Origin of the sequence: Bradyrhizobium sp. Y36, assembly GCF_002531575.1 — a bacterium.
GTDB lineage: Bacteria > Pseudomonadota > Alphaproteobacteria > Rhizobiales > Xanthobacteraceae > Bradyrhizobium.
Window position 1 is genome coordinate 1 of record NZ_NWTI01000027.1, and the last position, 12206, is coordinate 12206.

General features: G+C 66.6%; 12 protein-coding genes. 3 read left to right on the top strand and 9 right to left on the bottom strand.

Annotation, left to right across the window (positions count from 1 at the left end):
• Window positions 1–425 precede the first annotated feature (425 nt).
• From CO669_RS31260 to CO669_RS31270, 3 genes are all read left to right on the top strand, one after another.
• A complete protein-coding gene (locus CO669_RS31260; RefSeq protein ID WP_097665886.1) occupies window positions 426–1760 on the top strand; it encodes a caspase family protein in 1335 nt (444 codons plus the stop codon).
• A 24-nt stretch (window positions 1761–1784) separates the two neighbouring features.
• Entirely contained in the window at window positions 1785–2300 is a 516-nt protein-coding gene (locus CO669_RS31265) for a hypothetical protein (protein ID WP_097665888.1), read from the top strand.
• Window positions 2301–2446: 146 nt separating this feature from the next.
• Complete coding sequence (locus tag CO669_RS31270) at window positions 2447–3658, top strand: hypothetical protein (protein WP_198964357.1); 1212 nt, start codon at window positions 2447–2449, stop codon at window positions 3656–3658.
• Here the strand turns inward: CO669_RS31270 and gmk are convergent.
• The 9 genes from gmk to CO669_RS31315 all read right to left on the bottom strand — a co-directional run bounded on the left by gmk (window position 3591) and on the right by CO669_RS31315 (window position 12205).
• On the bottom strand, window positions 3591–4250 hold the full coding sequence (gene gmk, locus CO669_RS31275; protein WP_097665892.1) for a guanylate kinase: 660 nt from the start codon (window positions 4248–4250) through the stop codon (window positions 3591–3593). The genes CO669_RS31270 and gmk overlap by 68 nt on opposite strands.
• A 3-nt stretch (window positions 4251–4253) precedes the next feature.
• On the bottom strand, window positions 4254–5141 hold the full coding sequence (locus CO669_RS31280) for a YicC/YloC family endoribonuclease (protein WP_097665894.1): 888 nt from the start codon (window positions 5139–5141) through the stop codon (window positions 4254–4256).
• 116 nt (window positions 5142–5257) lie between these two features.
• Window positions 5258–6532: an endolytic transglycosylase MltG gene (gene mltG / locus CO669_RS31285; protein ID WP_097665896.1), complete on the bottom strand. Its 1275-nt coding sequence runs from the start codon at window positions 6530–6532 to the stop codon at window positions 5258–5260.
• 125 nt (window positions 6533–6657) lie between these two features.
• Window positions 6658–7923 carry a beta-ketoacyl-ACP synthase II gene (gene fabF / locus CO669_RS31290; protein WP_097665897.1) on the bottom strand — a complete coding sequence of 422 codons (1266 nt, stop codon included), beginning with the start codon at window positions 7921–7923 and terminating at the stop codon, window positions 6658–6660.
• A gap of 108 nt (window positions 7924–8031) precedes the next feature.
• Window positions 8032–8271, bottom strand: a complete 240-nt coding sequence (locus tag CO669_RS31295) for an acyl carrier protein (protein ID WP_008130699.1) — start codon at window positions 8269–8271, stop codon at window positions 8032–8034.
• 315 nt (window positions 8272–8586) lie between these two features.
• Window positions 8587–9324: a 3-oxoacyl-[acyl-carrier-protein] reductase gene (gene fabG, locus CO669_RS31300; protein WP_097665899.1), complete on the bottom strand. Its 738-nt coding sequence runs from the start codon at window positions 9322–9324 to the stop codon at window positions 8587–8589.
• 11 nt (window positions 9325–9335) lie between these two features.
• Window positions 9336–10295, bottom strand: coding sequence for an ACP S-malonyltransferase (gene fabD / locus CO669_RS31305; RefSeq protein WP_097665901.1), 960 nt, complete (start codon window positions 10293–10295; stop codon window positions 9336–9338).
• A gap of 188 nt (window positions 10296–10483) precedes the next feature.
• Window positions 10484–11509, bottom strand: a complete 1026-nt coding sequence (locus CO669_RS31310; protein WP_097665903.1) for a fatty acid desaturase family protein — start codon at window positions 11507–11509, stop codon at window positions 10484–10486.
• Between the two features lie 3 nt (window positions 11510–11512).
• On the bottom strand, window positions 11513–12205 hold the full coding sequence (locus tag CO669_RS31315) for a TetR/AcrR family transcriptional regulator C-terminal domain-containing protein (RefSeq protein ID WP_097665905.1): 693 nt from the start codon (window positions 12203–12205) through the stop codon (window positions 11513–11515).
• Window position 12206 lies beyond the last annotated feature (1 nt).

The window sequence follows — 12206 nt, forward strand, 5'->3', positions numbered from 1 at the left end:
CCACCCCGTGTGCATTTTCGTCGCGCACGGATCTCGGGTGCCGCCGGCGCCCGGCCTTCCCTGCGCCCTTTGGCCTTCAAAAGCGCGCGAACGACCTGCAAAGCTCGGGCGAAACGCGCCGCGAGATTGCGAACCCACGTCTGTCACCACACACTCACTGTCATCGCCCGCCTTGTGCGCACTTGCGCACTGGGGCGGGCGAACCAGTATTCCAGAGACGGCTGTGATTGAACCGAGAAGCCGCGGCGTACTGGATTCCCCGCCTTCGCGTGGAATGACAGTGTTACTGGAGAACGAGATATCCCCTCATCCGCCATCATTGCGAGCGCAGCGGGACACGCTGGTGAACTGCCCCCCGCCTCCCCGGACGCTTTTCGGCGGCGCGGCGGGCTGATACACTGACGGCATTATTTTGGGGAATTTCGATGCACGCGAGGATTTTCAATCGCGTCCTGGGGTTGGCGGCGCTGGCCCTGCTTATCGCCGCGCCGGCGTCGGCCGAGAAACGCATCGCGCTCGTGGTCGGCAACTCCACCTACAAGAACATCACGCCGCTCGACAATCCGTCCAAGGACGCGAGCCTGATGGCCGAGACGCTCGGTGCGCTCGGCTTCACGCTGGTCGGCGGACGCGCCCAGCTCGATCTCGACAAGGGCGCGATGGACATCGCGGTGCAGAGTTTTGGGCGGCAGGTGCAGGGCGCCGACGTCGCGCTGTTCTATTATGCCGGCCACGGCGTGCAGGTCGCCGGCTCCAACTATCTCGTGCCGGTCGGCGCCAATCCGACGCGCGAGGCCGACGTCGATTTCCAGATGACCGACGTCAATCTCGTGCTGCGCCAGATGCAGGGCTCGGGCACGCGCCTCAACCTCGTGATCCTCGATGCCTGCCGCAACAACCCGTTTGGCTCGCGGGGATTGCGCGCCTCGGACGGCGGCCTTGCGCAGATGCGCGCGCCCGAGGGCACGCTGATTTCCTATGCGACACAGCCCGGCAACGTCGCGCAGGACGGCGCCGACGGCCACAGCCCCTACACCAAGGCGCTGGCGACGACGATCCGGGTCGCGGGTCTCGACGTGTTCCAGACCTTCAACCAGGTCGGCCTCGCCGTGAAACGCGCCACCGCAGGCGCGCAGCAGCCCTGGGTGTCATCCTCGCCGATCGACGGCACGTTCTTCTTCGTGCCGCCGACGCAAGCTGCGCCGCCGCAGGTCGCGGCGATGCAGCCCGATCCCTTGCCGGCGGAGCGTCTGCGCGCCGATCCCGACCGCGTCCCCTTGCGCGATGCCGCGCTGCTCAGCGAGCTCAGCGAGCGGCTCTACGAACTCAATTTCGATCCTGATACGCCCGACGGCCTGACGCGCGCCATCACGAAGCTGCAGCAACGGATCTCGATGGCGCCAACAGGCGAAGCCACCGAAGGCCTGTTGCTGCGGATGCGCAAGATGGAGGATCTCAAGCCGTGGGGCTCGATCGTCTACGGTCCTGACGGCAGCAAATGGGGCATCTCCTGGAACCACGCCTCGCGACGCGCGGCGGTGGCGGATGCGCGCGGCAATTGCGCCGGCGCCAAATGCCCGATCGAGCTCTCCTTCTACGGGAAAAGCTGCGGCGCGTTTGCGATCTCCGACAAATCCTGGTCGCTGGTGCAGCGCGAGGGCGTACAGCGAGCCAAGGACGCCGCGCTTGACGAGTGCGGCAAGGCTGGCAAAGCTTGCCGCATTATCGGAGCCGTCTGCGCTGACGGCTCCGGCCGCTGATTTTTTTCAATTTGGATTTTGCTCATGCCCAATGCCGTCACCCGTCCGGTTGCCCTCGCCGTCCTCCTCACCGCCATCCTCGCTTCATCGTCCGCCCTGTCGCCACTCCTGGCGCAATCGGGGAGTGCCGGCGGCTCGATCGGCAATGACGAGAAGTCGCTGTCGGGCTCACGGTCGGACCGTTCGGCCGAGCCCGCACCCTCGGCGCGCCGGAGCAAGCCGGCCGCCGAGGAGCCGCGCTCGTCGTCGCGGCGAGGTGGCGGAGGCGGAGGTGGCGGCGGCAGCTTCGACGGCGCCTGGATGGTCACCAGCGTCGGCTGCGGCGGCACCACGTCCGGTGCGGTCGTGGTCTCCTCGGGCAAGGTCATCGGCCAGGGCGTCAGCGGCACGGTCAGTTCGAGCGGCGCCGTCAGCACGTTCGGTCATGGCGACGGCGGCGTGACCTTCACCGGCTCCGGAAGGCTCGGTGCGCGCAGCGGTTCCGGAACCTGGCGCCGTTCCGACGGCTGCGGCGGAACCTGGAGTTCGGCGAAACAGTAACGGCGAAAGGGCCCTGTTTCGCTGCGGAACAAACATCCCGCAGGCCCGATTCAAGCCACATCCTCTCCGGATTTGCGGCTCATTGCCACCCAAGTCTTTGATGACAAAGGGGGCTGTAGAGTTGCATGCGTAACCGGGAGACCAGGATGGGCAACCGAACCGCGAAATTCGTCTCTGCCCTCATCGGCAGTCTCATTGCCGGCGCGCCGCTGGCGGCCGTGTCGCAGAACGCGCCGGCGGGAACAAGCACGGCCAGCCAGGCCGCCGACTGCCTCGCCTCGCCGAAGGGCACCGCGCCGCAGGGACAGCACTGGTACTACCGCCTCGACCGCACGACCAAGCGGCAATGCTGGTATCTGCGCGCCGCCGGCGACAAGGACAGCGCGAAGGTCGCGCAGACCGCGCAGGCCACGGTCGACACATCATCGGATTCACCAGCGCCGCCGCCGCAGCAGACCGTGCAGGACGCGCGCGCCGAATATCTCACTCCGCGGAGCAGTGCAGCCCCCAAGGCGCCGAACGCGATCACGCAGGCTGTACCGGCAAACCCGACGCCACCACAACAACCTGCCAACCAGGCCGATAACAGCGCGCCGCAAACTCCCGCCCCACCGGCGTGGCCCGATGTGTCCGCGGCGTCACCAGCACCGCAGCCCGCACCGGCCATCGCCGTGGCAGCGGCGCAGCCGAACGCAAAGCCGTCAAAATCCCCCGCCCCGCTCCCGCCCGCCGCAACGGAGGGCGCGACCGACAAGCCAGGGGTGCAGCTATTGCTGCTCGTGATCGGCGGCGCGCTGGCGCTCGCAGGCATCCTCGCCAGCGTCATCTATCGCTTCGCCGGCGGACGCGTCCGCATCCAGGCCGCCGACCGTCGCGGGCATTGGGACGACTGGACCCCGCAGGACCATGAGGGCAGCCGCGCCCCCTGGCACGAGCCAGCGCTCGCGCCAAACGCGCAACGCGGCCCGGTCGACTTCGACGAGGTCCGGCCGCCGCAGACCGCGCAGCTCGCTGCGTTCACCCGGGAGATCAGCCGGCTCGCGGCTCAATCCGCCTCCGTTCGCAGCGAGGACGCTGAGCTGGACGAGGCCGACATCTTCAACGGCGCGTTCGAGATCGAGGCAGCGCCGCCCCGCCTCGCGGCCAAGGAGACAGACGCCGACAAGCCGGTCGCCGCCCGCGAGGATGACCATCGCGACGAGGATTTGCAGATCGATGACAACGTCGATGTCGACGTGATCACCGCGATGCTGGAACGGCTGGCGAAGCAAGGGCCGCAGTTGCCGCAGCCTAGCCCTGGAGCTGCCCTTGCAAACCTCGCACGAAGCCAACGAGGCCAATCCGCCGCTCGCGCTTGAGGCGCTCGGCCTTCAGGATCGACTGCACCTCGGCGAAGGCCTCGTCGACGTCGTGGTTGATCACGATGTAGTCGTACTCGGCCCAATGGCTCATCTCGTGGCTGGCGCGGCTCATGCGCTTGCGGATCACCTCGTCGGAATCCTGCGCGCGCGAATGCAGCCGCTTTTCGAGATCCGCCGCCGAGGGCGGCAGGATGAAGACGCGGACGACGTCGACGCTTGCTTTCTGGTGCAGTTGCTGCGTGCCCTGCCAGTCAATGTCAAACAGCACATCCTGTCCGGCCGACAGTGCCGCCTCCACGGGAGCCCGCGGCGTCCCATAGAGATTGTCGAACACGGTGGCCCATTCGAGCAGTTCGCCCTGCTCCACCATTCTCTCGAATTCGGGCTTGCCGACGAAGAAATAGTCGCGCCCCTCGACCTCTCCGGGACGCTTCTGGCGCGTGGTCGCCGACACTGACATCTTGAGGCCGGGCTCCCGCTGGAGCAGCATCCGCGACAGCGTCGTCTTGCCCGCGCCCGAGGGCGAGGACAGCACGAACATCAGGCCGCGCCGCTCGACACCGTCAGTTCCGTGACCGCCTGATGTCATCGATCACTCCAGATTCTGGACCTGCTCGCGGAACTGCTCGACCACGTTCTTCATGGCGAGGCCCGTATTGGTCAGCTCGATGTCGTTCGACTTCGAGCAGCAGGTGTTGACCTCACGGTGAAACTCTTGCGCCAGGAAATCGAGCTTGCGACCGATCGGGCCACCCTTGCCGATCAGTTCGCGCGCCTGCGCGACGTGCGAGGCGATGCGGTCGAGCTCCTCGCGGATGTCGGCCTTGGTGGCGATCAGGATCGCCTCCTGCATCAGGCGGTCGGAATCGAAACGATCGGAGGTGTCCAGCAGCGCGGCGATCTGCTCGGCGAGCCTCGCCTTGATCGCTTCCGGCTTGCGGCCGGGCGCGCCTTCCGCTTTCTTCGCGAGCTGCTCGATCTCGTCCACCCGCTGGGTCAGGATCTGCCCGAGCGAGGTGCCCTCGCGCTTGCGCATCGCCACGAGCTCGTCGAGCGCCTTGTCGAAGGCCGCGGCGACCGCGGCGCGCGCAGCCTTGTCCTCCTCCTCGTCGCCCTCGGGCTCGGCGACTTCGACGACGCCCTTGATGGCGAGCAGGCCATCGACGCTCGGCGCCACCGCGTCGACCTTGCCGGCAATCAGCGCGGCGGCCTTCAGGACGGCGTTGAGCACGTCCTCGTTGACGCGGACCGTGGTGGCCGCGTTGGTGCGCTTGACGTTGAGATTGGCATAGACCGTGCCGCGCGACAGAAGCTCGCCGGCGCGCTTCTTGGCATGGGCCTCGAGCTCGTCGAACCCCTGCGGCAGCCGGACCCTGAGGTCGAAGCCCTTGGCGTTGACCGACTTCAATTCCCACTCGAACGTGTACGGCCCGCTTGCGCCGTGGCTTCGCGCAAAGCCGGTCATGGACGACAGCGCCATCAGGTCAAATTCTCCAGAAACCAAGGGATTCGCGCGGCATCAAGCCACGCGAAACTTAAGACTATTTTGCAGGAAAGTGGAATCCGCAAAGTCCCGCAAGCAGGTCTGTACCGCGCCTAGCGCTGGACCACCGGCGGCGAGGGCTGCACCGCGCCCTGCCGCGCCGGTGCTGGACCAGCGGGACGAGCCGCCGGCGGCTTTTTCTGCTGGTTGGGCCGGGCCGGCGTGGTCGCCGTCGGCGCATCGGCCGCCCCGGGCGCGGCCGCGGCGGGCGGCGGCGCGTCCTCGGCCGGCTCGACCGTGTCGTTCTGGATCTGCTTTTCCATCGCGCGGAGCTTGGCGACGTTCTTCTGATGCGCGTCGTACGTCTCGGTGAAGGCGTGCCCGCCGGTGCCGTCGGCGACGAAATAGAGGTCGCGGGTGCGGGCCGGATTGGCGGCGGCCTCGAGCGAAGCGCGCCCGGGATTGGAGATCGGACCGGGCGGCAGACCTTCGATGACGTAGGTGTTGTAGGGCGAGGGCTGCGTGATCTCGCTGCGCTTGATCGGACGTCCCAGCGTGCCCTTGCCGCCGACGAGGCCGTAGATGATGGTCGGATCGGACTGCAGCTTGATGCGCTGCTTCAGGCGATTGACGAACACCGCGGCGACGCGGCTGCGCTCATCGGGCTTGCCGGTCTCCTTCTCGACGATCGAGGCCAGCGTCACCAGCTGCTCCGGCGATTTGACCGGAATGTCCTGATTGCGGCGTTCCCAGATCTCGGCGAGCACGCGCTTGTGCGCCTGCTGCATGCGTTGGATCACCTGATCACGCGGGGTCCCGCGCGGGAACTTGTAGGTCTCGGGCAACAGCGTGCCCTCGCGCGGCAGCTCGCGCACGCTGCCGGTGAAGATGTCGTTGTCGGACAGGCGCGCCACGATCTGCTCGGAGGTGAGCCCTTCCGGAATCGTGACGGCATGCTGCACCACCTTGCCCTCGACGATGGTGGCGATGACGTCGCGGAGCGAGGCGTTCTTCTGGAACGCATATTCACCCGGCTTGAGGTCCGAGCTCGCCTTCAACGCGGCGACGCTGGCGATGAACACCCAGGGATTGATGTCCGTCACGCCTTCCCGGTTCAGCGTCTCGGCGATGTCGCGCTTGCCGGCGCGCTGCGGGATGTTGACGATCTTGTCGTCCTTGAGCGGCCCGGGGGCTTCCAGCACCTGCCGGCCGTAATAATAGACGCCGCCGGCGCCCAGCATGGCGATCAGCAGGAGGGTGATGATGGCGTTGCCGACGACCACGAACGGATTGCGGGCGCGGTCCGATCGCTTCGGCGGCGGCGGGAGCTGCTCGGGCTCCAGCGCTGCCCGCGGACTCCGGGGCGAAATGGGCGGCCTTTCACTCATCGAAACAACCTGAATCCTGCCGGTTCAATAGCGGCCTGGCAATCGCTTGCCGAGCCAAATGCACGCGCCCACTTCCATGACTATCGCCGAATACGGCAAAACGGTGGATTCGTCTCAAACGCAAACTAATCGGCCAGACGCCGGACGATCACCGACGCATTGGTACCGCCAAAACCAAAAGAGTTCGACAAGGCGACATTCACCTCGCGCTTCTTCGCCGTGTGCGGCACGAGGTCGATCGCAGTCTCCACCGACGGATTGTCGAGGTTGATCGTCGGCGGCACGACATTATCGCGAATCGCAAGAATAGCGAAGATCGCCTCGATCGCGCCGGCCGCACCGAGCAGATGGCCGGTCGACGACTTGGTCGAGGACATCGCGACCTTGGAGGCGGCATTGCCGAGCAGACGCTCGACCGCACCGAGCTCGATCTCGTCGCCGAGCGGCGTCGAGGTCCCGTGCGCGTTGATATAATCGAGATCGGATGCGGTGAGGCCGGCGCGCTTGAGCGCCGCCGACATGCTGCGGAAGCCGCCATCGCCGTCGGGCGACGGCGAGGTAATGTGATAGGCATCACCCGACAGGCCGTAGCCGATCACCTCGGCGTAGATCCTGGCGCCGCGGCGCCTTGCATGTTCGAGCTCTTCCAGCACCAGGACGCCGGCGCCCTCGCCCATCACAAAGCCGTCACGGTCCTTGTCGTAGGGACGCGAGGCCTTCTCGGGCGTCTCGTTGAAACCGGTCGACAGCGCGCGCGCAGCATTGAAGCCGGCAATGCCGATGCGGCTGATCGGCGACTCGGCACCGCCTGCGACCATCACGTCGGCATCGCCGAGCGCGATCAGGCGGGCGGCATCGCCGACGGCGTGTGCGCCGGTCGAGCAGGCCGTGACCACGGAATGGTTCGGTCCCTTCAGCCCGTGCTTGATCGACACATATCCCGAGGCGAGATTGATCAGGCGGCCCGGAATGAAGAACGGCGAGACCTTACGGGGCCCGCGCTCCTTCAGGAGGATCGCGGTGTCGGCGATGCCGTTGAGGCCGCCGATGCCGGATCCGATCATGGTTCCGGTCGCGCACTTGTCCTCTTCGCTCTCGGGGTGCCAGTTGGCGTCGTCGAGCGCCTGGCCGGCTGCGGCCATGCCGAAGATGATGAAGTCGTCGACCTTGCGCTGGTCCTTCGGCTCCATCCACCTGTCGGGATTGAAAGTGTCGTTGGTGCCGTCGCCGCGCACCACCGTGCAGGCGTATTTGGTCTGAAGATCGGAGACGTCGAAGCTCTCGATCGGCCGCGCACCGCTTTCGCCGTTGAGAATGCGCTTCCAGGTCGGCTCGACGCCGCAGCCGAGTGGCGAGACCATGCCGAGACCCGTGACGACAACCCGCCTCATATCCGAAAACTCCGCATCGAAAGATTCACGGCCAATAACAAGAAACCGGCTGACCGCTGCGAAGCGGCCCGTCCGGTTTCAATGTTGTCCCCGCGAAAATGAAGAGCCTTAGCTCTTCGCGTTCTTCTCGAGAAACTTCGTCGCGTCGCCGACGGTGAGAATCGTTTCCGCGGCGTCGTCCGGAATCTCGCAACCGAATTCCTCTTCGAACGCCATCACCAGCTCGACGGTGTCCAGACTGTCGGCGCCGAGGTCGTCGATGAAGCTCGCAGCGTCGACAACCTTCTCGGGTTCAACACCAAGGTGTTCGACCACGATCTTCTTAACCCGCTCGCCAATGTCACTCATTGCTTAACCTCGTGTTGTTCCCTGTAGACCCGACCCCCCGGGACGATACGAGCCGTCGTGGTCGTGTTACTTGCCTTCGCTTACGAACTTTGATTTGGCCCCATCTTAACCGATACAGGGCCCGGCGAACGACGGCCAAGGCTCCGCATCGCCAATATACAGGGTTTCAAAAACCTGCAATGGCGTTCTTTGCCCATCCGTTGAAGGTCCGGTTATCATACTTCAATTGCCTTGACTACAAGCCTCATTTCCCTCCGAAAACGGCCGTTTGCCGCATCCGGCGCCGCCACATGTGGGCGGTGCGGAACGCAGGCTTCAGATCATGGCCATGCCGCCGTTGACATGGATGGTCTGGCCGGTGACGTAGGCTGCTTCGTTCGAGCTCAGATAGACCGCGGCGGCCGCGATGTCCTCGGGCGTGCCCAGGCGGGCGGCCGGAACCTTGGCCAGGATCGTTTCGCGCTGCTTGTCGTTGAGCGCGTCGGTCATCGGCGTCTTGATGAAACCCGGCGCGATGCAGTTCGCGGTCACGCCGCGCTTGGCGTATTCGGCGCCCAGCGTCTTGATCATGCCGATCAGGCCGGCTTTCGACGCGGTGTAATTGCCCTGCCCGGGATTGCCGGTGACGCCGACGATCGAGGTGATGGCGATGATGCGGCCGAAGCGCTTGCGCATCATCAATTTGGTCGCGGCGCGCGCCAGGCGGAAGGTCGAGGTCAGATTGATGTTGATGACCTCCTCCCAGTCCTCGTCGCGGAGCTGGACGAAGAGATTGTCGCGGGTGATGCCGGCATTGGCGACGAGGATGTCGACCTGGCCCATTGCAGCTTCCGCAGCGGGCACCAGCGCCTCGACCTCGTCGGCCTTGGAGAGATTGCAGGGCAGCACGTGAGCGCGCTCGCCGAGCTTGCCGGCCAGCTCATCCAGCACGTCCTTGCGCGTCCCTGATATCGCCACGGTCGCGCCCTGCGCGTGCAGCGCCTGCGCGATCGCGTTGCCGATGCCGCCGGTCGCGCCGGTGACGAGCGCCTTTTTGCCAGTCAGATCGAACATCGAATACTCCCCTAGGCCTGCTTCGCAGCGGCCAATGCGTCCTTGGCGGCGGCAATATCGTTCGGTCCACCGACCGCAACGCCGACGGCACCGTCAGCGATGCGCTTGACGAGCCCGGTCAGCACCTTGCCCGCGCCGATCTCGAAGAAGCGGGTGACGCCCTGCCCTGCCATATAGGCAACCGACTCGCGCCAGCGCACCGTGCCCGTGACCTGCTCGACCAGGCGGCGGCGGATCTCGTCGGGATCGGTGATGGCGCTCGCCAGCACGTTCGACACCAGCGGCGCAGCGGGCGCCTTGATCGCGACCTTCGACAGCGCCTCCGCCATCGCGTCGGCGGCGGGCTGCATCAGCTTGCAGTGGAACGGCGCGGACACCGGCAGCAGCATCGCACGCTTGGCACCCTTGGTCTTGGCGATCTCGACGGCGCGATCGACCGCGGCCTTGTCGCCGGAGACGACCACCTGCCCGCCACCATTGTCGTTGGCGGCCTGGCAGACCTGCCCCTGCGCCGCCTCATTGGCGACCTCCATGGCAGCCTCGTAATCGAGGCCGAGCAGCGCGGCCATCGCGCCGGCACCAACCGGCACCGCCTTTTGCATTGCGAGACCGCGGGTGCGCAGCAGACGGGCGGTATCCGAGACCGTCAGGCTGCCGGCCGCAGCCAGCGCCGAATATTCACCGAGCGAGTGCCCGGCCACGAAGGCGGCGTCCCGCCCCACGGAAAAACCAGCCTCGGCCTCCAGTACGCGCAGGGTGGCGACAGACACCGCCATCAGCGCCGGCTGGGCGTTCTCTGTGAGCTGGAGGGTTTCGGCCGGACCATCCCAGATGATGGCCGTCAGCTTCTCGGAAAGCGCGGCATCGACCTCGTCGAACACGGCGCGCGCGACCGGAAAGGCGTCGGCCAGGGCCTTGCCCATGCCAACGGCCTGGGACCCCTGCCCCGGAAATGTGAATGCTGCCGTCATCGGCGCTCCCTGTCTGTCGGGCACGATCCCTACGAGAACCGGCAGCCGATTACGCGCGGCCTTGGGGCCTGGTTCCTTGGGCCATGGTTCCGGATCACGCTCCAAAGGGGGCCGTAGACACTGTCCGGGGCCGGACTGTCAAGCCGCGATGGGAACGCCGGCCGGCATTCAACTGGGGATACGCCCCTTCAAAAGCCGCCGGCGGTCTGGTTGGCATCGACCTTCACGCCCGCCTGCGCGCGACGCGCGCTGTTCACCAACTGGCCCGGCCGGTCATCCCGGTCGGGCTTTGCCGTCGCCAGCCGCAGCACCGCCGCATAGCCCGGCTGCACCTCCATGCGGCCGGCATGGCGGCTCGCGCTCAGCAGCCGATGGACCTTCGGCAAATTGTAGCACGGCACATAGAACAGCAGATGATGCTCGAGGTGGTAGTTCACGTAGTACGGCGCGATGAAGAGGCGCTCGAGAAAGTTGGCATGCGTGGTGCGGGTGTTGCGCAGGGGATCGCTGCTGTCGGGGACGACGGCGTGCTCTGCGATATTGCGGATGCGGGTGATGACCATCATCCAGGTCAGCAGCGGCACCAGCCAGAGCAGCGGATAGGCCCACCACACGCCGGCGGCCACGCACGCCGCAAACATCACGGCATTGACGAGACATTGCGGCCCGAGCTGCTCCCAGAAATGCGCGGCGCGCCGGCGCCACGGCCAGTCCTTCGAGCCGAGCGCGTTGAGCAGCTGCGCCTTGCGCTGCTGGTAGCCGGTCTGTCCGGTGATGTCGCGAATGAACTTGCGGCGGTAGCTCAGCTTCGTGATCGGAAACGGCGCCGACAGCACGAGATCGGGATCATCCTCCTGCTGCGTGCGCGCATGGTGCTGCAGGTGATAACGCCGGTAGCTGCGCGTCTCCGCAAACAATGGATAGGCGCACAGCCACTGACTCAGGGCCAGATTGGCTTTCTCGTCGGCGGACAGGCAGCCATGCGCGCCGTCATGCATCAGGATCGCAAGGCCCAGCTGGCGCGAGCCGATGATGGCGACGGCGAGCACATAGGTGACCGGATTGGGCCACCACGCGACCAGCGCAACGGCGCCGATGATCAGCGCCCAAGCGTGCGCGATCAGGGCGGCGCCCTTCCACGTCACGCGCCGGCGCACGTCGGCGAGCTGGTCGTCGGTCAGGAAGTCGCGGGCCCGCATGCGAAGCGCGGTCATGGCCTACCCCTCTTCATTCGAATGGGACGCATCGTCGACGAGGCGTAAGCGCGCCGTGTCGCCGCTAGATTTCGCCTGCTCGCCGAGCACGCGCAGCATCTCGGCGCACAGCGCCTCGGGCGAACGGCCCATCGCATGGCCTTCGAGAATGATTCCGATGGCGACGGCCCAGAAACGGCGCGAGCTCTCGTCGGGCGCCCGCAGCGAGCGCCAGCCGTGCCGCGCCACCTGGCTCGCATAGGCGCGCGCGCCCTCACTGTGCAGACGCTCGATCGTGCGCTCGACCAGCGGCGCCAGATCCTGGCGGCGGCGCGTCAATGTCAGCGCTTCCGCGAAGAAGGCGACGGAATCGCTCGCCGTCACGGTCTGCGCCAGCGCGTGCGTGTAGTCCCGCGGCGTGCGCGCCTTCAGCGCCGCCTGCTCGGTCGCACGCGCCAGATACAGGAGGTCGCGGCAGGCGCATTCGACGAACAGCGCCTCCTTGGTGCGGAAATAGTAGGTGATCTGGCTCGGGAAGGCGTTCGCGGCAGCGGCGATGTCGGCGATCGCCGTGCCCGACAGCCCGCGCTCGCGGAACAGCGGGCTTGCCGCATCGAGGAGCAGCGAGCGCATCTTGCGGCCGGCCGGGCGCGTCGCCCGCGCGGCGTGCTTGGGATCGCCAGCCTCAACCGCTGCATGGACCGACTTTTCCGCCATC